Origin of the sequence: Lelliottia sp. RWM.1, from assembly GCF_016859735.1 — a bacterium.
Classification (GTDB): domain Bacteria; phylum Pseudomonadota; class Gammaproteobacteria; order Enterobacterales; family Enterobacteriaceae; genus Enterobacter.
In genome coordinates this window covers 219828-242159 of sequence record NZ_WLVC01000005.1, presented here as the reverse complement: position 1 = coordinate 242159, position 22332 = coordinate 219828, and the positions used below count along the sequence as shown (strand labels likewise).

Annotated in this window: 19 protein-coding genes and 3 pseudogenes; 14 read left to right on the top strand and 8 right to left on the bottom strand. The window is 49.5% G+C overall.

What is annotated here, in order from left to right:
- From GF617_RS07055 to GF617_RS07020, 8 genes and pseudogenes are all read left to right on the top strand, one after another.
- Nucleotides 1-469, top strand: a pseudogene (locus tag GF617_RS07055) (hypothetical protein); the annotation flags it as partial.
- On the top strand, nt 409-753 hold the full coding sequence (locus tag GF617_RS07050; protein WP_203451375.1) for a hypothetical protein: 345 nt from the start codon (nt 409-411) through the stop codon (nt 751-753). The pseudogene GF617_RS07055 and the gene GF617_RS07050, both read left to right, overlap by 61 nt.
- Nucleotides 754-835: 82 nt before the next feature.
- Nucleotides 836-2110, top strand: coding sequence for an HlyD family secretion protein (locus GF617_RS07045; protein ID WP_203451374.1), 1275 nt, complete (start codon nt 836-838; stop codon nt 2108-2110).
- On the top strand, nt 2103-4220 hold the full coding sequence (locus tag GF617_RS07040; RefSeq protein WP_203451373.1) for a peptidase domain-containing ABC transporter: 2118 nt from the start codon (nt 2103-2105) through the stop codon (nt 4218-4220). Before GF617_RS07045 ends, GF617_RS07040 begins: the two co-directional genes overlap by 8 nt.
- 224 nt (nt 4221-4444) lie before the next feature.
- Nucleotides 4445-4838, top strand: a pseudogene (locus GF617_RS07035) (cupin domain-containing protein).
- A complete protein-coding gene (locus GF617_RS07030; protein WP_203451386.1) occupies nt 4816-5580 on the top strand; it encodes a carboxymuconolactone decarboxylase family protein in 765 nt (254 codons plus the stop codon). The pseudogene GF617_RS07035 and the gene GF617_RS07030 overlap by 23 nt, the downstream one beginning before the upstream one ends.
- Nucleotides 5581-5590: 10 nt before the next feature.
- Complete coding sequence (locus tag GF617_RS07025; RefSeq protein ID WP_203451385.1) at nt 5591-6175, top strand: flavodoxin; 585 nt, start codon at nt 5591-5593, stop codon at nt 6173-6175.
- A 128-nt stretch (nt 6176-6303) separates the two neighbouring features.
- A complete protein-coding gene (locus GF617_RS07020; protein WP_181623364.1) occupies nt 6304-6840 on the top strand; it encodes a GNAT family N-acetyltransferase in 537 nt (178 codons plus the stop codon).
- A 93-nt stretch (nt 6841-6933) separates the two neighbouring features.
- On the opposite strand, the gene GF617_RS07015 is transcribed toward GF617_RS07020, so the two are convergent.
- A complete protein-coding gene (locus GF617_RS07015; protein WP_181623363.1) occupies nt 6934-7326 on the bottom strand; it encodes a VOC family protein in 393 nt (130 codons plus the stop codon).
- Between the two features lie 826 nt (nt 7327-8152).
- Here GF617_RS07015 and GF617_RS07010 point away from each other — a divergent pair.
- From GF617_RS07010 to GF617_RS07000, 3 genes are all read left to right on the top strand, one after another.
- Nucleotides 8153-8890 (top strand): metallophosphoesterase, encoded by a 738-nt coding sequence (locus GF617_RS07010; protein WP_181623362.1) that lies wholly within the window; start codon nt 8153-8155, stop codon nt 8888-8890.
- A 241-nt stretch (nt 8891-9131) separates the two neighbouring features.
- Nucleotides 9132-10109, top strand: coding sequence for a DUF1852 domain-containing protein (locus GF617_RS07005; protein ID WP_203451372.1), 978 nt, complete (start codon nt 9132-9134; stop codon nt 10107-10109).
- Between the two features lie 27 nt (nt 10110-10136).
- A complete protein-coding gene (locus GF617_RS07000; RefSeq protein WP_181623360.1) occupies nt 10137-11168 on the top strand; it encodes a methionine synthase in 1032 nt (343 codons plus the stop codon).
- 338 nt (nt 11169-11506) lie between these two features.
- On the opposite strand, the gene umuC is transcribed toward GF617_RS07000, so the two are convergent.
- The 6 genes from umuC to GF617_RS06970 all read right to left on the bottom strand — a co-directional run bounded on the left by umuC (nt 11507) and on the right by GF617_RS06970 (nt 18780).
- Nucleotides 11507-12769 (bottom strand): translesion error-prone DNA polymerase V subunit UmuC, encoded by a 1263-nt coding sequence (gene umuC / locus GF617_RS06995; protein ID WP_181623359.1) that lies wholly within the window; start codon nt 12767-12769, stop codon nt 11507-11509.
- A complete protein-coding gene (umuD, locus tag GF617_RS06990) occupies nt 12753-13187 on the bottom strand; it encodes a translesion error-prone DNA polymerase V autoproteolytic subunit (RefSeq protein WP_181623358.1) in 435 nt (144 codons plus the stop codon). Before umuD ends, umuC begins: the two co-directional genes overlap by 17 nt.
- A 150-nt stretch (nt 13188-13337) precedes the next feature.
- On the bottom strand, nt 13338-14726 hold the full coding sequence (locus tag GF617_RS06985; protein WP_181623357.1) for a Xaa-Pro peptidase family protein: 1389 nt from the start codon (nt 14724-14726) through the stop codon (nt 13338-13340).
- Between the two features lie 44 nt (nt 14727-14770).
- Entirely contained in the window at nt 14771-15787 is a 1017-nt protein-coding gene (locus tag GF617_RS06980) for a NagC family transcriptional regulator (protein WP_203451371.1), read from the bottom strand.
- Nucleotides 15777-17162: an MFS transporter gene (locus tag GF617_RS06975; RefSeq protein ID WP_203451370.1), complete on the bottom strand. Its 1386-nt coding sequence runs from the start codon at nt 17160-17162 to the stop codon at nt 15777-15779. Before GF617_RS06975 ends, GF617_RS06980 begins: the two co-directional genes overlap by 11 nt.
- Before the next feature lie 73 nt (nt 17163-17235).
- Nucleotides 17236-18780, bottom strand: coding sequence for a nucleoside hydrolase-like domain-containing protein (locus GF617_RS06970; protein WP_203451369.1), 1545 nt, complete (start codon nt 18778-18780; stop codon nt 17236-17238).
- Nucleotides 18781-19073: 293 nt separating this feature from the next.
- Here GF617_RS06970 and GF617_RS06965 point away from each other — a divergent pair, with 293 nt between their 5' ends.
- A complete protein-coding gene (locus tag GF617_RS06965; RefSeq protein WP_181623353.1) occupies nt 19074-19283 on the top strand; it encodes a hypothetical protein in 210 nt (69 codons plus the stop codon).
- Between the two features lie 40 nt (nt 19284-19323).
- Nucleotides 19324-19491, top strand: a pseudogene (locus GF617_RS06960) (hypothetical protein); the annotation flags it as partial.
- A 111-nt stretch (nt 19492-19602) separates the two neighbouring features.
- Here the strand turns inward: GF617_RS06960 and GF617_RS06955 are convergent.
- Nucleotides 19603-20469 carry an aldo/keto reductase family oxidoreductase gene (locus GF617_RS06955; protein WP_203451368.1) on the bottom strand — a complete coding sequence of 289 codons (867 nt, stop codon included), beginning with the start codon at nt 20467-20469 and terminating at the stop codon, nt 19603-19605.
- A 171-nt stretch (nt 20470-20640) separates the two neighbouring features.
- Between GF617_RS06955 and GF617_RS06950 the strand changes: the two genes are divergently transcribed.
- The gene (locus tag GF617_RS06950) at nt 20641-22299 is read left to right on the top strand and encodes a methyl-accepting chemotaxis protein (protein ID WP_181623350.1); all 1659 of its coding nucleotides are present in this window, start codon (nt 20641-20643) and stop codon (nt 22297-22299) included.
- The last annotated feature ends 33 nt before the right edge of the window (nt 22300-22332 follow it).

Here is a 22332-nt window from a genome sequence, read left to right as displayed (position 1 = left end):
AAAAATCGGCCCAGATCCGCGAAATTTTAATCAGCGAGTCAGCTTGGGAAGAAATGACCTGCTTATTCGCACCTTCCCTAACTACCTCTTCCCTGCCGCAAAAAATAAAGTAATCAATTACGGTTCTATTATTGGTTTTCATGGCTCACCCAATTCGGATGACAGCAAATTGATCACGACAGTCGATGGAGAAAGAACATCTGACCCTGCGACAACAGATAAGATCTTTTCCGAAATAAGAAAAACTGATAAAGCATTCTACAACAATATACATGTGTCATGGATGATGCCGCTTTGCGGGCAAAAAGAAAATATTGGTGATCCTGACACAGGCCTGTCGACGTACAGCGAGAAGGATTTTACGCAATTTGGCGTAAAAAACATTTCATACACGGATGGTGAAATGGTATGGAAAAAGTCTATGGATATTATGGGTATACCTTTTGCTCACTATTGCAAGGAAAATTAATTATGCGTGAACTGAATGAAAATGAATTAAGTCATGTAAGTGGTGCAGGCATGTGGGGTTCTATCGGCAATGCTATTGGTGGAATGTTCGGTGGTAGCAGCGCAGGTTGCAACGGTAGCTATTCTCATACCAGCACAACCAATAAAGATGGCTCCCACTCTGAAAGCACCTCTTTTAGCGGCGGTTGCTCAGTCAATGCTGGCGGTAAAAGTGGTGGTAACTCGAAAGGTAATGGCGGTTCAAAAAATGGTGGCGGTCACAACACCGACCACGGTAAACATTAATCAATAAAATGGCAATGTAGCGCCACATAGCCAATAGCCGCTTATCTTCAGCGGCTATTTCCTCAACAGCAGGAGGCCAAATTTGTTTCGCAAGGAAGCCATTGAATATCAACGAACCCAATGGGAAGGCAAAGCCATTCTTCTTCCCGGCATTCCTTTTTACTATATCGTATTGCTCTGTATCCTTTTTATCAGTGCTATCACCACTTTCGTCGTTAAAGGGACATATACCCGACGCGTCGTTGTTCATGGCGAGATAACTACATTCCCCGGCCCCGTTAATATTTATGCCTCCACACAGGGTACGGTTGTACAGAAATACATTACCGAGGGTGACCTCGTAAAAAAAGGCGACACCTTATTTCTCATCCACTCTGGCGTATCGACCCAGTCAGGTTTCGTTGATGAGAATAAAAAAAGAGATATTGATCTACAGATAAAAAGTATCAGTAGCATGATGACAAATTTGTACTCGACGAAACAAAGTACGCTCAATTCACTTTCTGTGCAGAAACAACATTATCAGTCCAGTTTTAAGGTCTCATCGACCCTTCTTACTCAGGCGCAGCAGGAATTACATCAAATAGAGAAAAACGTTTCAGATTATCGTGCCTATCAGAAAAAAGGGCTTGTCACTAAAGATCAGATGAGCAGTCAAAGCACCCTTCTTTATCAACAACAGAGCAATGTTTCCGATCTGGTCGCCAGAAAATCACAGGACCAGGTACAAGTCGACACCCTTAATCATCAGATTCAAACGCAAGCCTCCGACTATGACCAGCAGATTTATCAGCTTGAGCAACAAAAATACGAGCTGGAAAAAGAAAAACTGAATACGGAAGCCGAGGGGAACTATGTCATTAAAGCTACAGCCGATGGCGCAATCGACTCGGTAAATACGGCACAGGGAAAAATGCTTAGTGCAGGAGATGTATTAGCCCGTGTTCAGCAGAGCACGCATTCACCCTGTTATCTCGAAACCTGGGTTTCAGATGAGGTATTATCTTATCTTGCCGTCGGCCAGCAGGTTAATGTCAGTTATGACGCGTTTCCTTATGAGAAATTTGGACAGTTCAGGGCATCAATATCCGCAATTTCAAGGCTCCCTGCCCCAAAAACAGAATTACAGTCGAAACAAACTATCGCGCAGGAATTTTATGACGATAAAAAATCCTGGTACAAGATCATGATCAAACCTGAACGCCAGTCTGTACAGGTTCATGGCAAGCCGCTTGTTCTCGGCACAGGAATGAAAGCACAAATCACGCTTTTCCTGGAAAAAAGACGTGTCTATGAATGGTTATTGTCGCCATTTTATGAAATGAAAATGAGCGTAATGGATGTGGGCAATGACTAATATTTATCACCCTGAAACACTGATACGCAAACTGGATCTGACGTTATTTAAACGTGTCCCCGTAGTCTTTCAAACCGAAGCCTCCGAATGTGGTCTGGCCTGCCTTTCGATGGTATGCAGCTTTTATGGTAAGCAGGTCGATTTATTGCAACTCAGGCAGCAGTTTAATTTATCGGCTCGTGGGGTTAATCTTCAGTCTATAAAAGCAATTGCAGGTGAACTGGGAATGTTCTCACGCGCTTTATCAGTGGACCTTCTGGAGCTGCGCGACGTCCGGAAGCCCTGCATTTTGCATTGGGATTTTAATCATTTCGTCGTGCTGGTTAAGGTGGGTAAGAACAGCGTTGTGATCCACGATCCCGCTCTCGGAAAGCGTGTGATTAGCCTGCCAGAACTCTCCCGGCATTTTACCGGCGTGGTGCTTGAATTATGGCCAGGAACCTCATTTTCAGGGCAAAAACGGAATAAGACATTACGAACATCAGCGTTATTGAAAAATATTAACGGTCTGATTCCCTCTCTCGCAAAAATATTTTTCTTATCCCTGGTCATTGAATTCATTAGCTTGCTATTGCCTGTAGGAACACAATTAGTCACGGATAATGTCATTGCCTCCGGGGATTATGGGTTACTGAACATCATCTGTCTTGGGATTTTTATTCTTATCCTGTTGCGATTGACTGTCAGTATTATACGATCCTGGACCACGTTGATACTGGGAACACTCATTGATGTTCAATGGAGTTTTGGCCTCTTGTCACACCTGGTTAAGCTTCCGATAACCTACTTCGAAAGACGAAAACTGGGTGATATTCAGTCTCGCTTTCACTCGCTCGATATTATCCGCTCGACCTTTACTACAGGATTAACGGGCAGCATCATTGATACGCTGATGGTTATAGGGCTGCTGATAATGATGTTTTTATACAATCTCCAGCTCAGCCTGATTGTGGTCTCTTTTACGGCGTTGTACACCCTTATCCGATTTGCAACCTACCGCTATTATCGTCAGTTATCCGAAGAAGAGTTAATTAAAGAAGCGCGCCTGAACTCTTACTTTATGGAAACCCTGTACGGCATCGCAACCATTAAAATTCAGGGCATGACTGAGCTGAGGGTCAACAACTGGTTTAATCTTTTTTCGGATAAGATCAATACCGGTATTCGTCTGACGAGAATGGATCTTTTCTTTGGCGGTGTGGTGTCGTTTATCGCCACCTGCGATCAAATTGTCATTCTTTGGGTAAGTGGCAGACTGATGATTGATAGCCACTTAACCATCGGCATGTTTATCGCATTTAATACCTTCAGAAGCCAGTTCTATGACCGTATAAATGCGCTGATTAACTTTATCATCCAGTTGAAGATCATTAGTTTACACAGTGAACGCATCGCAGATATTGCCCTGCAAAAGGCGATACCGCCAATGGCAACCAGCCCATTGCATTTACCCCAGGGCGCGTTAATCCTGGAGACTCACGATCTGGCGTATCGCTATGATAACCACGCAGGTGACATCTTCAAAAAACTGAATCTGAGCATTCGTGCAGGAGAAAGTATTGCTATTACGGGCGTCTCTGGCGCAGGTAAAAGCACCCTAATGAAAGTGCTGTGTGGGTTATTTGAACCCACCGAAGGTTGCGTCAGAATCAATGGAATCGATATTAAACAACTTGGTTTCGACCATTATGCCGAGCACATCGCCTGTATCATGCAAGAAGACAAGCTATTTTCAGGATCAATTAAAGAAAATATTGCGGGTTTCCGCCCTGATATTGACGATCGGTGGGTGGTGGAATGTGCTATCGCCAGCCATATCCACGATGATGTTATGAAACTCCCGATGGGTTACGAAACACTGATTGGTGAACTGGGCGAAGGGTTATCCGGCGGTCAAAAGCAACGGCTTTATATTGCCAGAGCATTATACCGCAGGCCTGGCATTTTATTTATGGACGAAGCCACCAGCCACCTGGATAAAACAAGCGAAAGCCAGGTAAACCAATCGATAAGAGCGATGAACATCACCCGAGTCATTATCGCCCACCGTGAAACAACGATTTCATCGGCAGACCGCATATTCGTGATGGATGCAGACATGCCACACTAACACGCGCAGATACGCTGGAAATACAGCATCCTTCTATGAATTTCATTCATAGCGCCTATTTACCAGGCGTAATTATCTTTCGCGAAAATTCGGTTAATCTGCATTTACGGTCGTCATGACAGGCTGACTGGCGTTGCTGAAAACCCGGTTAAATATGCTTATCAAAGAAGGTATCTAACTGGCTCATCGCCTGGTCAACATACGAGGAACCCGTAGGTTTCGATATGCGTCGCGCCGTCGATCAGATACCGCGTTTAAAAGGCGGATCTGGATCTGCAGAGACGTTTACCGGGCGCGTGCGGGTCGATCCGCTATTCAGCCCAGATAATGTCATGACGGTTTCAGGCGCGTATCTCACTTTCGAGCCTGGTGCGCGCTCCGCATGGCATCCCCATTCGGCAGGCCAACAGCTTATCGTCACTTCCAACGTCGGGCTGACACAACAGTAAGGCAATCCCGTTCAGATTAATCGCGCAGGTGATGTTGTGCCGTGTCCCCCCTGTCGTCAAACACTGGTATGGCGCAACGCCAGACAGCACCATGACACACCTTGCGATAACAGGGAGGGTCGTTAGCTGGATGGAGAACGTAAGTGATGAACAATACCATGCCCATTAAAGCATTCATGGCAACAGCCTTACTGTTCCTGAGCTGTAGCCTCCCGGCCCAGGCTGCGTCCGTAACCACAGGAGTTCAAGAAATGCATCACGACAAAATCGAATCGGATACGTTGTCTGCCCGCCAGCAGGCCATCCCGTTGATCGCAACCACCATGGCAAGCAGCCAGATGGAAAAACTGAATACGGCATTGAACCAGGGGCTGGACGCCGGGCTCACCATCAACGAAAGCAAAGAAATTCTCGTGCAACTCTACGCCTACACCGGCTTCCCGCGCAGTCTGAATGCGTTAAATGAGCTGATGAAGGTTGTCGACTCGCGTAAACAGCGCGGCATCCACGATGCTGAAGGTAAAATGCCCATCAGGCCTGTCCCGGTCGGGGAGGAACTCCTTCGCGTGGGGACGGAAAATCAGACCAAAATCTCCGGTGCGCCCGTCCAGGGTCCCTTGTTCGATTTTGCTCCGGTCATTAACCAGTTCCTGCAAACACATCTGTTTGGCGACATTTTTGCCCGCGATAACCTCGACTGGCAAAGCCGCGAACTGGCGACCGTCGGCGCATTGGCCGCAACACCGGGACTGGAATCACAGTTACTGTCCCATACCCGAGCCAGCCTCCGGGTCGGTCTGACGCCAGAACAGCTACGCCAGCTGGCAGCGGTTTTACGCGAACAGGGCGAAAACGATGCTGCGACGCGAGCGGAATATGCCCTGCAACAGGCACTGGCGAACGCGAAATAAGGAAGCCATGATGGAACACGATCCCACCCGCAGAATGTTGATCACGGCCCTGGCCGGGATTTCGCTGGCGCGCCTCCCTCAGGCAACAGCAGCCCCCGACATCACCAGTGTGCAACGTGGCAGCCCTGTTCTGGTCACGTACTTTTCACGTAGCGGCAATACGCGGGTGATTGCGGGTGTGATTCATCGCAGCCTGAAGAGCGATCTGTTTGAAATCGAACCCGCTTCCCCCTACCCGGATGACTATTTTCAGACGGTAGAACAGGCAAAAAACGAACGCGCATCGGGAACCCGGCCCGCATTAAAGCATCGCCTTGCGGGTCTCGGGCGTTATCAGACGATTTATCTGGGTTTTCCCATTTGGGGAACCAGCGTCCCGCCCGTGGTGCAAACATTTCTGAGTACCCATAACCTCGCCGGTAAATTGCTTATTCCCTTCATCACCCACGGCGGCTACGGCAAAGGTGATAGCGACGATATTCTTGCCTGCCTTGCTCCGGCCGCACGACGGGAAAAACCGTTCGTGATTGAATGCGATCAGGAGCGAAAAACCACGGAGGCCGTCACCCGCTGGCTGGAGGCAGTACGCAGTTGATGAAAAGGGAATTCAACCCTGGCCCGGTGTTAACCAAAGACCATTACGTCAAAAAGAAAGTGTGCTTAAATCAGTGGGGTTCATTCGCATAAAGCCATGCTGGTAGCAGCACACATCAGGGGGTCAGTTTGCTCGTCGAAACAAATCGTTTGCGTCTTCGTCCCGTCATCACGTCCGATGTCACCGATCTTTTCAACATTTATGGTGACCCTGCAACGAACACCTTTAACCCAGCCGGTCCCTACCCGGACATTGACCATGCAAAAACGGTGATGGATCGCTGGCTCGCCCATTGGCAAAACCATGGATTTGGGAACTGGGCTATCTCGCTTCTCGCCAGCCCTGAAAAAATCATCGGTTTCGGTGGGTTGAGCATTCTCCGCTATGGCGATATAACCATTAATAATCTGGGGTATCGGTTCGCCACCGAAGTATGGGGAAAAGGCCTGGCAACAGAGTTTTCAGCCTGCGCGCTGAAATACGGTTTCGAGGTCATTAAACTGGTTGAGGTTTCGGCCGTTGTGCGCAGTAATCATCTGGCGTCGCAAAAAGTTCTTGAAAAAACCGGGCTGAAATATGACAGAGAGATCCACGATGTTAAAAATGAGCCTCCGAGCTTGCTTTATACTCTCTCGTTAAATGAGTGGCAGAATACATTAACCTGAATCTGCCACATGCCCTTCCCGGCAAACCCAATGCCGCAATTCTGTTTTAGCCATCAGGCGCGGGATGGCTATATTCTTTTTCCGGTTTGTTCGTCATTTTCCTGTTTCATGGTAAACCGCCTCAATATTATATCCGTCAGGATCACGGATAAACGCGGCATAATATCCGGGGTGATACTGAGGCCTGTAGCCCGGCGCACCATTATCTATTCCACCCGCCGCAAGAGCGGCACTGTGGAATGCTTCCACTTCCTTTTTATTTTTTGCACTGAAGGCAAGATGCATTCGGGGCGTAGAGGGTGTGCCCTGAGTGATCCAGAATGCCCCTCCCGGATCAGCGCTTTCATCCGGGTGAGCCGGCCCAAAACCTACCGCCTTTCCCGGAATGTCAAGCCGGGCAATATGACCAAGGCTTGCGAGAACACGGGAGTAAAACCGTTTACTGTCTGCAAGATTTGTGACGCTGAATCCGGTGTGGTCAATCATGATTATCCTCCTGCCAGTAAAGAAGAGTCTGCAGTAAACCATTCAACCACTGGTTGGTATTTGATTTGGCATAACAACAGATGATTATCTCAGTACTATTTTCGATAAGGTGAAATAATTGATTGTTCCGGTTTTTTTATATCATCTCCTGGCAAAACCGAGGACCTGCCCCCTCCCAATAAAAGGGGGGATGATGCATAAAATGGCCAGGAAAAGGCATGGTAAACTTTACTGAAAAACGATGATATCTCGCCCGGAGAATGAAGATTGTAGCGTGCCAGATATTACCACCACAGAAAAACAGCGTCGTCAAAAGTTAAACCAACGACAGTAAAAATGAGTGCCACCCGGCATTGTAAGGTAATTATTCTGCATGGAGGGAATATGAATAGTTATATCGTTTTTATTAAAGGAAATGAGTCAAAAGTCATCACTGCCGATCGTGTCACGCGAGCGCTTTCCAGGGATCTGAAAAAGAAAGGGTTTACTCAGTAAACTTACACAATAGAAGCAAGCAATGAAAATGATGCTATTCAAAAACTCAATAAACAGGGTCAGGAGCATCTGAATGCGCTGTCTGAATACTCCGGAAACATCTTTTTCTATTGTGCCATTTTAGTTTTAGGTTTAGTTGTGGCGCTCATTTTCTCTCATTGAGGATTTGTGATATCCCCTTCCCCTGGAATTACACTATCCCGGTAGTCCAGGAGAGATCCAAAGGATAGCGCTACATCGATCCGTTGAATCACCACGTCAACGGGGTGCGTGTCAAGGCGGTCTTGGGAGGGGTCTTATTCTGAACGCCTTTAGCCTTAAGGAAACATCTATGTTAATCGCGCAGGTTTCAGATATTCATGCCTCACCCGAAAACGATCACCTGTCCCGTTTTGACCGGGTTCTGATGTGGCTGGCGCAACTGCAACCGGATGTCCTGATCCTGACCGGTGATTTAACGGACAACAGCTGGAACGAGGGTTATAAACAGATTGCGGCCCGCCTCCGTCAGCAGAATTATCCGTCGCTGGTCCTGCCGGGCAACTCCGATGACCGTAGCCTGATGCGCTCAGTATGGGATAAAAATTCATGGTCAGGCGATGCGCCTGAAGAGGCTCTGCACACAATCCATTATGCTGATGGCTTACGGCTGATTGGGCTGGATTCGACGGTTGAGGACCAGACCTACGGTTCTGTGACCGATCACCTGCTATGGCTGGATAAACACATTCATCATGCAGATAATTCACCCTCGATACTGTTCATGCATCACCCCGTTTTTGCGTCCGGCATTCCAACGCTGGATGAGACCATGTGCAGAGGGCTGGATGAGCTGGAAGCGCTCATCAAAAACACGCCAAACAAACTGCTCGCCATGGCGGCGGGACACGTTCACCGACCCGTCGCCGGTCTGTTTGCGGGGATCCCGGCTTATATTTGTAGCTCCGTCTGTCCGGCCAATCCGGTCTGGTTTGGCACAGTTAACGTGCCACCAGCAGAAAAATCGCCAGGATTGATGGTTCACCGCTACGTCAACAACACGTTAACCAACCACCATGTCTGTGTTTGACGGAACGGCTGAAACGCCGGAATCACGCTGAAAAAAGGCCGGTTTCATCTCCAGGCAAGGGCTGACCGCTCCACTGTGCTCCAGATCATGAATATGCCTCATGTTGTATTGAAATTTAGTCGCTTTAACTCCGTCATTGACTCTGGCATAAAATATGCAACATTAACTTATTGATAACATGAAAACGACGGGACAGAAACAACGTCCGTTTTCATATCAGAATCCAGGATGCAGAGCCGCGATGAGTAAAGCGTTTACATTTACGATTAAAAGTAGTCGTTTTGACGAAAACTATAACCCTTCTGAAAATACGCGTATTACAACCAACTTTGCTAATCTGGCCAGAGGGAGTAACCGTCAGGAAAACTTGCGCAACACACTCGCCATGATTAACAATCGTTTTAATACGTTAGCTCATTGGGATAACCCCAAAAGCGATCGCTATGCCGTAGAGCTTGAAATAATTTCAGTTGAGATGAACATTGTCGAAAATGGTGATGTTTTCCCCGCCATTGAGATATTGAAAACCTATATTATTGATAAAAAAACGCAAGAACGTACGGAAGGGATTGTCGGTAATAATTTCTCTTCTTATGTGCGTGACTATGATTTTAGTGTGTTGCTGCTGGATCATAATAAAGACCAGACCACATTTAGCATTCCGGAAAACTTTGGCGAGTTACACGGAAATATATTCAAGCACTTCGTTAACTCGAATGAATACAACGATAACTTCAGGAAACAGCCCGTTATTTGTTTAAGTGTGTCAAGCAAAGATATTTATCACCGTACAGGTAACGAACATCCTGTATTGGGTATCGAATACCAGCCGAATGGCTCTTCTTTAACGGAAATGTACTTCAATAAAATGGGCCTGAAGGTTCGTTACTTCATGCCTAAAAACAGCGTCGCACCGTTAGCCTTTTATTTCTCTGGGGATTTATTGGGTGATTATACTAATCATGAACTTATTAGTACGATCAGCACAATGGAAACCTTCCAGAAGATATACCGCCCTGAGATTTATAATGCTAACTCCGCAGCAGGACAATACTATCAGCCCGACCTGAATCATCAGGATCACTCATTAACAAAAATTGTTTATGACCGGGAAGAACGTAGCCAGTTGGCGATTGAGCAGGGAAAATTCACCGAAGAACACTTTATCAAACCGAATAAAGCCATTCTTGAACAATGGTCTGCTAACTACGCTATTTGACTTACCGAAAATAAAAGGTGAATGATTATGAAAAAATTACTACCCACGTCTACTGCTGGCAGCTTACCGAAACCGTCCTGGCTTGCGCAACCAGAGACACTGTGGTCCCCCTGGAAATTGCAAAATGACGAACTGATTGAGGGGAAAAAAGATGCCCTGAGTTTGTCCTTATTTGATCAACTGCGTGCAGGCATTGATATTGTCAGTGATGGGGAGCAAACGCGTCAGCACTTTGTCACCACCTTTATTGAGCATCTCAGCGGGGTGGATTTTGAGAATCGCCAGGTGGTCAAAATTCGTAATCGTTATGATGCCAGTGTCCCGACGGTTGTGGGTGACGTTACCCGCCAGAAACCGGTGTTTGTTGAAGATGCTAAATTTTTACGTCAGCTTACCCGCCAGCCGATTAAATGGGCGCTGCCTGGGCCGATGACGATGATCGATACGCTTTATGATAATCACTATAAAAGCCGTGAAAAGCTCGCCTGGGAATTTGCCAAAATTCTCAACCAGGAAGCAAAAGAGTTAGAGGCTGCGGGAGTGGATATCATCCAGTTCGATGAACCTGCCTTTAATGTATTTTTTGACGAGGTGAATGACTGGGGAATCGCGGCTTTAGAAAGAGCAATTGAAGGCCTTAAATGCGAAACCGCAGTACATATTTGCTATGGATATGGCATCAAAGCCAATACTGACTGGAAAAAAACGCTCGGCTCAGAGTGGCGACAATATGAAGAGGCGTTTCCAAAACTGCAGACCTCGAATATCGATATCATCTCCCTGGAATGCCATAACTCACGTGTTCCAATGGACCTGCTCGAACTGATTCGCGGTAAAAAAGTTATGGTCGGGGCGATTGATGTGGCAACCAATACCATCGAGACGCCGGAAGAGGTCGCCGATACGCTACGCAAAGCACTTCAGTTTGTCGATGCCGACAAACTCTATCCATCGACCAACTGCGGCATGGCTCCCCTGCCTCGTCGGGTCTCCACGGGCAAACTGAATGCGTTAAGTGCAGGCGCAGAGATCGTCCGGAAAGAACTTTCGGCAAACTAACGACACCAAAACCCTGTTTTCCACGAACGGATAAATGGGGCTGATTTCCGCGGTTGAATGTCTCCCCCGTCGTGGAGGACAGTATGTCCCTCCACTTCTGCTTTGGCATTCTCCACTGAATTCGGGTTAACTGCGCGCCTACGAACACCAGAATGCTGTCAACCGGTGCACGATAATCTCTGGGGGTGTATCGCACCCCTCTGTTATTCATTACGCATCCTTTCTCATTTCAGCAATCACCCCCCCCCATTACAGAACAATCATTGATACGTGCATTGGTTATTCACCCATGCCTCCCGGAAGATCAAGTCATACCGGTTTAGCAACGACACCCTCTCTTACTTCGCAACAGGCAGATCGGAAAAACGTGTGGTATAAGACGGGGAAAGCATTTCGCGTTTCATTGCCCAGGATTTTTCAATTCCCTGCCCTGCAAACCACACTTTTCCTTTCCCGGAGACATTGACGCGGTCAAGGGTGGCCATCAGAGCCGCACTGTTGGCGCGGGGCTGGTTGTCGTCAAACAGATTAAGCTGTGCGACACCGTGACTGAAAAAGTCCGCCAGCATCACACCGGCCTTCATATAGCGATGCCCATCGTTCCATATCCCTCCGAGTCCCTCAGTGGCGGCGCGAATAATGTCCCGCGTGTCATTTGTCGGGGTCATCAGTGTTACGGATGCCTGATTCCCGTAATAAATTTCATTTTCAGCATGTGGGCTGGTGCGCATAAATACACTGACGAAGCGGCAAAACTGGTGCTGGGCACGTAACTTTTCCGATGCGCGCTCCGCATAGGCGCAAATGGCCTGGCGCATATCTGCATAGTGCGTAATGCGATGCCCAAAAGAACGGCTACAGATGATCTGTTGCTTCGTCGGCGTAAACTCTTCCAGCGCAAGACAGCACTCACCACGAAGCTCACGCACCGTGCGCTCGAGAACGACGTTAAAATGCTTACGTATGACCCACAATGAACTTTCCGCCAGTTCAAGCGCCGTGGTAATGCCCATCTCGTTTAACTTTTTACTGATTCGCCTGCCCACTCCCCAGACTTCGCTCACCGGCACAACCGCCAGCAGCTTTCGCTGGCGATCTTTATTTGATAGATCGACCACTCCCCCTGTCCTTTGCCATTTCTTGGCCGCAAAATTTGCCAACTTCGCCAGGGTTTTCGTCTGGGCAATCCCCACGCCGACGATGAGCCCGGTATTTTGACGGACCTGGCTACGCATTTTATGCCCAAATTCCGCCAGGGAAATGCAGTTGCTGATACCCGAAACATTCACAAACGCTTCATCTATTGAGTAAATTTCTATCGCCGGGGAGATATCGGCCAGCGTCTGCATAACTCGATGGCTAAGATCGGCATACAGCGTGTAATTGGAACTAAAAAAGTTGATTCTGGACGGATAGGTATTTGCTTTTACCTTAAAAAACGGTTCTCCCATTTTGATGCCGAGTCGCTTTGCTTCTGCTGAAAGCGAAATAATGCAGCCGTCATTGTTAGATACCACCGCAACAGGCTTTCCCTGAAGGTCCGGACGAAAAACCGTCTCACAGGACGCGTAGAAGCTGTTGACATCAACAAGCGCGAACATGTCTGTGTGTCTTCAGTGAATGGGTGACCACGCCGAAGATCTGCAACTCCTCTTCAGACTGAAACGTAATAGGCTGATAATGCCTGTTGTGCGCAAGCAACCTCAGGGTTGGACGAATTTGTAGCTCCTTCACCGTAAATTCACCGGCGACGGAGGCTACAACAATGTCGCCATGCACCGCCGTCAACGACCGATCAACCACCAGCAGATCGCCGTCACCGATCCCAGCCCCGACCATCGAATCGCCACTGACTCTGACAAAATAGGTTGCGCTGGGATGTTTTATTGCCAGCCGATTCAGATCGAGACGATCTTCAACGTAATCCTGTGCCGGGCTGGGAAAGCCGCAGGGCACATGCTCTAAAAAAAGAGGTAACTCAATAAGTTGAGTGGCGTGATACGAAAAGAGGATGCTCATTATTGCCTTGCCTGCGTGATACTGTATATAAACACAGTATTACGCTTTTAGGCTATCCTGCAAGACTCTCCAGGCGCAAAAAACAGAACCCACTGAAATAACGACACATTCAGATAAAGAGAGCCGGATTTCATCCGGCCCGTGGCGGGTTTAACAGGTGAAGGCTTTATTTTTCGCCAGTAAGAAAGGCCGCAAATAGGCCACGGTATTTGACAGTGGGATCACATCGTCGCTCAGCTTTATATTAAGCTCATTATTTATATAGTTTTTTCTGGCTTCAATTCTCGCCCATAACTCAGGCCAAAGGTGTTGTATCTCCTTCTGAAGCGCAGGATCTGCCAACGCGATACTCTCTTCGGCGCTTATGCCGGTGTACCCCGGGACGGATGGAATAATATCGATCTGCAGGATCATTCCGCTTTTCAGGGTTTCCGTAGAGGCGTTATAGACTGGGGATGACATCCACTCTTCGTCTGCGCTGAGATGCCCTGGATTCAGATGCCATCTATATTTTTCTTTCGGCAGAACGGACGAGATCAGGGAGTACATCTCCCCGCCCTTCATCCCAATTTTTATCGTTTCGAGCCAGGTAACAACAGCACCAAAGTAGGGTTTCGCTACGCGTTCAAGATAGTCTTTTTGCGTTTCCGGCAACTCGCTCTCATCAGCAATGACAAAACCAGTCCGGCTGGAAAGCCCGCCTTTAAAACCGGTCGTCATGGAAAGAGGCTGGCCTCGCTGCACCGGTTTATATGTCGGGTAAAGGTTGGCCTTTTCAAAACGTTGCCCGGCAGCGGCAATCGTTACTACCGTATTGTACTGGCCTTCTGCCGTGAGATAGCTGCCCAATTGCGCCTCGCGAATCCCCGGCTCCACGGCATTCATCGCGTTCAGTATGCAGGTTGACGCAAGATTTGCGCCGTACTCATAATGTGCAATCTCATTCGCGTTATTGGTGATCCGGACACCCTTATTTCCGCCAATAAAAAGATGTGCGGCATTTTCCAGGACCGTACTGGCCGAAATACTGTTGCGAATGGCGTCGACAATAAACCAGGGTAAATCGAAAAGTTGCTTATTGTCAGCCAGAGATGAGGTAAACATTTTCCAGCCGACTAATCCAATGCGGGACATGGCACTCAACCCAATTTCATCGAACAGCACACTCAGGGGTTTATCGTTTTCCATCGGCTGGTTAGGCAGCGAGAATAGCGGGCTGTGCTTAAGCGTGACCGGCAGGCGGGAATATGTCGCCATCTTCAGATTTTCATTGCCGAGGATCACGGTCGCGTCACCGTTTTTCTCCAGCACCAGCAACCCCTCTTCAAAGCGGGGAATAAACCCCGTCAGGTACTCAAAGTTGCTGCCGTGTTCTTTGTCGGCATACACAATAATGGCGTCAAAATCCTCAGCATCCATTCGTTTCAGGACATTGTTCTTACGTTCCTGCATCGTTGCGTCGGTAAGCGGGACAGGTGCAACGCCCGGAAACGCCGGTGGCGCAGCCGTAACCTGTAAATGAAGTGCGCTAAAATCCATGTTATTGACCTCAAATTCTGATGTAAGCCCGTCGTGGAAAGGCATCAAACCAGTTGCTCAGTGATACTGTCTGAACTGAGCTGGACCAGCCCTTTCACGCCATAGTGATATCCCGTTTTATCATGCCGGAGACGAATTTCGCGAATATGCTGATTAGGGTTGTTATCCAGCATATCCTGAACACGCGGCAGGACTTCTTCACCGTAATCTTCAAACAATTCACCAGTGGCAATCGCCAGCTTGATGTTATGAATGGGCGCAGTGCAACAAATGGCGAAGTAGAGTGCTTTCGCTGTGGTCAGCACCGTCTCTGCTTTGTTCTCTTCAATGACATTAAAGGCGTGTTCTATGCCGCCTTCATACGGTAAATGTACGATTTCCGGATAAAAACCGTTCTCACCCAACCCTGGTACACCGTTTGTGCAGTAGCCATATCCCAGGCTGCCAAAGCCTGGCATAAAGGCCACATACGATAATCCCGGCGATCGCTTTGCCAGCAGGTAGTTGGTGCAATGAGCAATGTTATAAATTCGGGTGGTGATCCCGACATGCTCCTGAATAAGCGCCATCAGATTGACGTTATTGTCCGTAAACAGCGGGCAATAACGTACCACACCGGTGAAATGTTCAATCCCGCCCTGTAGCGCTACACTGGCCACGTTGATGCAGGATTGCGCAACCCCGGCGGCGTCGCACAGCGCTTTAATGCCACCCGCAATGCGGATGACCAACTCGGCTGGCGTCATCATTTCCGGCAGGGAAAATTCATGAGTCGCAAGCGCATCAACCTGGGTGTTGTAATCGTTAAGCGTTCCCTGAAAACTCCCCTTTCGCAGCATAATATTGATACTAAAGGCTTGTCCGCCTTTTACGGCCAGAAGTTGCTGCGGACGACCAAAGGCGACATCTTTAATATCGCGCTCCTCAATCCACCCTTCCTGCAACAGCTGTGATGTCAGCTTGGTAATGTAGGCTTTGGTGACGCCAACCCGCCGGGTCATCTCCGCGCGTGACGCGTGCTCACTGTGCAAAATATTGAGAATGTGTTTTTTATAATCCATGTCGTGTCGCCTCTTTCCGACCCGCCTCATCCCGAACGGCCATCATAACATCCCTCATTTTTTGTTCATCCAGCCGATAACACTGCAGCAAAGCCGCCGTCAAAAACAGGCAACAGGCCGGGAGCCAGATATAGAGCCAACGAAACGCCGGAAGGTGATCCGGCAACGCCACGGTGTGCATTTCTGGCCGATAACCATACCATGCCAGCACATACCCTATCAGCGCGCCCCCTACCGCCATACCGGCTTTCGTCGCGAACAACATACCGCCGCCAATCATGCCGTTAATGCGAACGCCAAAACGATAAAATCCGTAATCTGCGGCATCTGCTACGCTTGCCCACAGGATCACCGCAATCAGCTCTGCCGCCAGCGTGGCGAAAACAAAAAGCCCGACATGCGACCAGAGCGCACTGGCTGGCATAAAGCCAATCGCCAGCGTGATCGCCCCACTCGCCAGCTGGCTGTAGACCAGCAGCACAATGCGTTTCACCTTTCCACTGCGTAGCAGATATCCGGTCATCACCGGAGCCACAATACCCGCCACCGATGCCATAGTCAGCATCATGCTCAGAAAGGTGACGGGCATACTGAGGACATATTTTACGAAATAGGCTGCCGCACCAAACTTCAGCGTATTCATGATCATCACCAGCCCTTGCGCCGCAAAAAGGATCAGCGCCTGGTCATTTTTCAGGAGATAACCAAACTGCTGGCGCAGACTGACGGCGGGCATACCCTCCGGGATCACCCGCTCCTGCGTATTGAAGTAACAAATCAGGATCAACAGCGTAGACAACAATCCAATCCCGCTCATCACCACCCGGTAGCCCAGTACATCGTGATCAAAGAGGGTAATCAGCGCAGGGATCAACAGTGAGCAGAGTAAGTAGGCCGTTTTGGCAAGAGGAAAGCGGATCGCATTAATGTGGATCCGTTCGTCGCTATCGGCTGAGATTGCGCCCAGCAGTGATACATAGGGAACCACCACAAAGCTGAAGCTAAGCACCAGCGCGGTATAGGTCAGACAGGCATAAACCGTGCGCCAGAACGCGCTGAGTTCAGGCGAAAAAAAGACCGCCGCGCAGCTCAGTCCATAGGGAAACGCGAACCAGAGCAACCAGGGCCGATAACGCCCACGGGAAGAACGAGTCCGGTCCGCCAGAAGACCAATAAGGGGATCGCCAAACGCATCCAGCAAGCGCGCCATCAAAAACAAACTGCCCATTATTGCAGGGTTAAGCTGGAACACATCGGTGTAGTAGATGGACAAGAACATCATCGTCATGCCCATAAAGATATTCGCTGAGGTATCCCCCAGGCCGTAACAGAGCTTCTCTCGCAACGTGAGGGCGGGCGCAAGAGCGGTTTTCATCGTGGTTCACCGGCAGAGTTAACGAAGAGGTGATGTCAGAGGCTTTCGCATCCGACATCACTTCATACCTGAATTACTTGACGGAAACAATGATGCGACGGTAGGAGGTTAACGACGGAGTGCCATTATCCGTCACGGCCAGAATCAGGTGCTCAGTACCCGCTCGCTGGGCTTTCACCGTCACACGTTGTTGGCCATTTTCACCCAGCGTCAACACGGCTGGCGCATTGAGATTATCTTCTCCGCGACGTCCCTGAACGTCGTTAACATCCACGGCAGCAGAGCTGGCCGAACCGGCCTCAGGGTAGAGAAACCAGTTGTAGCTGAGCTTATCGCCATCGGGATCTTTGCTGCCTGATGCATCCAGAGTCAGTGTTTCCCCTTTTTTGGCCTGCAGATAAACCCCCTGTTGACCCGCCTGACCATTCACCACCACGTCCGGGTTGTGATTGGCGTTCGCATAGTCGTTAATCCCCCATGCCATACGTGCAGCAAAGTCATGCTGGAAAGCTTCACGCCAGCGCCAGATCGTCGCCTGGTTAGAGGTATACTGCTTGCCGTCTTTTCCCGTCACCGTATCCGCTGCGTTAGGGTTGCCTGGATAAAAGTCCCCTCCGCTGCTCCAGACAGGGCGCGTTTCATGCTGCGGCTGACGCACAATATAACGTCCTCCCCAGCCACCCCAGCCGGGGTTTCTTTCGCTGTTTAAGCCGTTACGGATGAGGCTCATAAACGACAGCGTGTCACCTTCCATGATAAACAGATACTTCAGATAGCCTTTCCCCATTGGCCCTTTATTGCGGATATTCTCATCCAGCCAGTGCTGAGAGACGGTGGTAAAGTCTGCTCCCGGTGCATTGCGGTAATACCGATCGCCGCTGATCCCGGTCCAGGTGGCTCGGGCATAATCTTCACCGTTTTGGCTGGAGGGGTCGACGATGTAGGTGATATCCGGGTAGTGTTCACGCACCCAGCTTCCGGCATCATCCTGATCGGAGATGGCATACACCACCAGATTACGCGCCAGCGACTGAACCCTCTCTGCGGGATGTTTTCTCGACACATCCTGTAACGCCTGCGCCAGGGTGTTCGCCCCTCCCCACAGGGTGATAAACAGCGGGTGATTCGCATCAGTACTCTTTTCAATGGCCTTAACCAGCAGCTCAGAACCCGCGGTCTGTTTTCCTTCCCCTGTCGCTGCGATGCCATAGCTTGCCAGGCCTGGCGCCACCACAGACTGCAGTGCAGACACCGTCGGGAATCCGGCAGCATGTTTCAGCAGATTCGGCTGTACTTCACCATAGTGCCCCACCACCAGGTCAATCATATCGGTATGCACTTTTTCACGCTGCCAGGTCGATGTGGTTGCCACCAGACCTTCAATATTCATCTCGTTGGCGTAGAGCAAAAACCGCGTCAGAGACATCTGGTCGTCCGGCTCATTACCGATATCGGTTAGCACAAAGACCCGGGGTTTTTCCTGATAAGGCAGTACCTTACCGGCAATCTGTGTGATAGCCGTTTCCGCGCCAAAAGCCAGTGGTGCAGAGAATGTCGCCACCCCGGCCATTGCCAGCAAAATGCCCTGGGTCATCTTATTGATATGTTGGTTCACCATCGTGTTTTCACCTTTTTTATGCCATAGAACAATGGCCCCAACATAGTTAACACAGGAAACAAAGTAAAAAGAAAAAAGGTGATTCTGTGATGAGACGTAAATTTTTGAACTCGCAACCTTAGAGGAAACTAAGTCAAACAAAAGTCATATAAAAATCACTTACCAATGACTTAATCTAAATGCAAAACCAAAAAATAACATCACTATGCAATCACTATATATTGACTTTAATTTTTGTCAGCAGCATATTTTACAGCACAAATTAACAAGACAACGTGTAGAGGACGTTTTCTATGCCAACCCGTGATTATCCGGATAAGCGTATTGCACGCGGTTTCGCAAAAGATGCCGACCTGAAGATGTTAAGTGCAAGAGTTGATAAAGACTTAATGGAGTACGTCAGAGCCACTGCGTTTGAGACACGCAAAAGTAAGCAGGAGATTGTGGCGGAAGCATTAGCGCTGCACAGGAGAAATCGCCAGGCAGAATCTGCGGCGGAATAAACCCGACAGGGTTTACAACCACAAAACGAGAAAGATTGTCATGAAAAAAACAGTGATGATAGCCCTGGCTTTAGCCACCCTGACTGCCCTCCCTGCACATGCTATTAGTGCAAAATACCGCGCGAAGCTGGAGCGTTCCGGCTGTACTCAGGTCACGGAAAGCAACGGCACGTGCGACATTAACAAAACCAAAGCGCAAAACATCGCCAGACATCCTGAGCTGAAGGCAAAGACTACTCAGTCGGATAAGGTTATGCGTAAATAACATGCCGGACGGAAAAAGCCCAAAGCCGTCGCTTTGGACTTTTCATTTTTGCGCTTAATCCACCAGCGCGTTCAGGGTATCAAGCGCATCCACCGGTAAAATCAGATCGGCAGCGGCCAGATTTTCACGCAAATGCACCACAGAGGATGTACCGGGGATCAGCAAGATATTGGGGGAACGTTGCAGCAACCAGGCCAGTGCAACCTGCATGGCTGTTGCACCTAGCGAATCGGCGACCGCCTGCAGCCCGGAAGATTGCAACGGTGTAAAGCCGCCAAGCGGGAAGAACGGGACATACGCGATCTTCTGCTGAGCGAGCAGATCAACCAGAGCGTCATCTTCACGATTCACAATGTTGTACATGTTCTGAACGCAAACAACCGAAACGATCTTCTGCGCTTCAGCAACCTGTGTAGCCGTCACATTACTTAATCCAATATGACGAACCAACCCTTGCTGCTGAAGCTCCGCGAGCGCGGCCAGTGGCTCAGCAATCGAGCCTTCTGCCGGACCATGCGCACTAAACATGATGCGTAAATTAACCACATCCAGCACATCCAGTTTCAGGTTGCGTAAGTTGTCATGCACTGCCTGTGTCAGTTCAGCCGCCGAAAATGCGGGCAGCCAGGAAGCATCATCACCTCGCCTCGCACCTATTTTGGTAACAATGGTGAGGTCGTCACGGTACGGATGAAGTGCCTCACGAATAAGCTGGTTAGTGACATGAGGGCCGTAAAAATCACTGGTATCAATGTGGTTCACACCTGCGGCGACTGCATGACGAAGCACATCAAGCGCAGCATTTTTGTCCTTCGGTGGCCCAAAAACACCAGGACCTGCAAGCTGCATTGCGCCATAGCCGAGCCGCTTAACCGTACGCGTCCCTAACGTGTACGTTCCACTTTTATCAATACTGGTCATGTATGCCTTCCTGATTCACTGGGTAGAGAGAACGCCTGGACCATCAATATTGTTCCGGTTTACAACGCGTTCCGGAGCAATACTGTTAGTTAAGTAATAGTTAAATTAAAGTTTAATTTCGCTACGTCGATATTATTTGTGCAACTCCTGCACCTATAACGGACGACCGCCATGCTGAAAAATTTGCACGTTATCACCGGTATTATCTTTGCACTCACCATATTCTGTCTGCTGCAAGTTGTCACGGGCGGGTTGTTTTACTCTGCCGTCAGTAATGACCGCCACAACTTCCAGAACTCAGGCGTGCTTAACGCGCAACAGGAAAGCCTGAGTGACAGCGTGAACACCCTGGTGAAAACACGCGTTACCGTCACCCGTGTGGCGATTCGTTATCTGAAAAATCAACGTGACCCAGCGGCAATGGCCGCCATCAGCAAACTGCTGGGAACGGCCAGTGAATCACTGGGAAAAGCCGAAACCTATTACAGCGCCTGGCAAAAAATGCCACAGGTGAAGGGCCAAAACCAGGCTCTGACGGAAGAGATGCAAAAATCCTGGACGCAAATGCATGAGGTGATGCGTCTGTCGATTGAGTATCTGCGTGCAGATAACTATCAGGCTTATGGCGATCTGGATGCGCAGCAGGCGCAGGATGATATGGAGGCGGTATACAATCGCTGGCGTGCAGAGAATAACACCTTACTCAAAGCCGCCGCCGAAGAGAACCAGAGCAGCTTTACGCATATGCAATGGACGCTGGCTGGCATCTTCCTCGCCGTAGTCGTTGTCCTGGTGGTGATTTGGCAAGGTTTACAACACCTGCTGTTAACCCCACTGAAAAGCATCATGAACCATATTCGAACCATCGCAGGTGGCGATCTGACGCACAGCATTACTCTTGGCAGCCGTAATGAAATGGGACAACTGGCGACCGGTTTGCATGAGATGCAACAGTCTCTGGTGAGCACGGTCAGCGCGGTGCGCGGCAGTACCGACTCGATCTACACCGGCGCAGGTGAAATTGCCGCCGGTAGCAACGATCTCTCGGCCCGTACAGAACAACAGGCTGCCTCACTGGAAGAAACGGCTGCCAGCATGGAAGAGTTAACCGCAACGGTCAAACAGAACTCCGATAATGCCCGTCAGGCCACCTTACTGGCCAAAAATGCCTCCGATACCGCGGCCAGGGGTGGACGTGTCGTCGATAACGTTGTGCGTACCATGACCGAAATTGCCGACAGCTCACAGCAGATTGCTCACATTACCAGTGTTATCGACAGCATCGCGTTCCAGACCAATATCCTGGCACTCAACGCCGCTGTTGAAGCCGCTCGAGCCGGGGAACAGGGCCGGGGATTTGCCGTCGTAGCAGGCGAAGTACGAACGCTGGCCAGCCGCAGTGCGCAGGCGGCGAAAGAGATCAAAGGACTTATCGAGAACTCGGTTAGCCGCGTAAATACCGGTTCTGGCCAGGTCAGTGAAGCGGGTGAAACCATGAAAGAGATCGTCGCGGCAGTCACCCGCGTGACCGACATTATGGGTGAAATTTCGTCGGCATCCGATGAGCAGAGTCGGGGGATTGAGCAGGTTAGCCTGGCCGTTTCGCAGATGGACAGCGTGACACAGCAAAACGCCGCGCTGGTTCAGGAATCAGCAACGGCCGCCGCCGCGCTGGAAGACCAGTCAGAACAGTTACGTCAGGCCGTCGCGGCATTCCGCCTGAACGCACAAGAAAAGGTGACGGCTTCTCGCCCGACAAATGTGAAAACACCACAATTGTTACGCCCGGCAACCACTACCGCCGCCGACGGTAACTGGGAAACCTTCTGATCGTCATACGAAACCCAGCGGGCGATCTGTCGC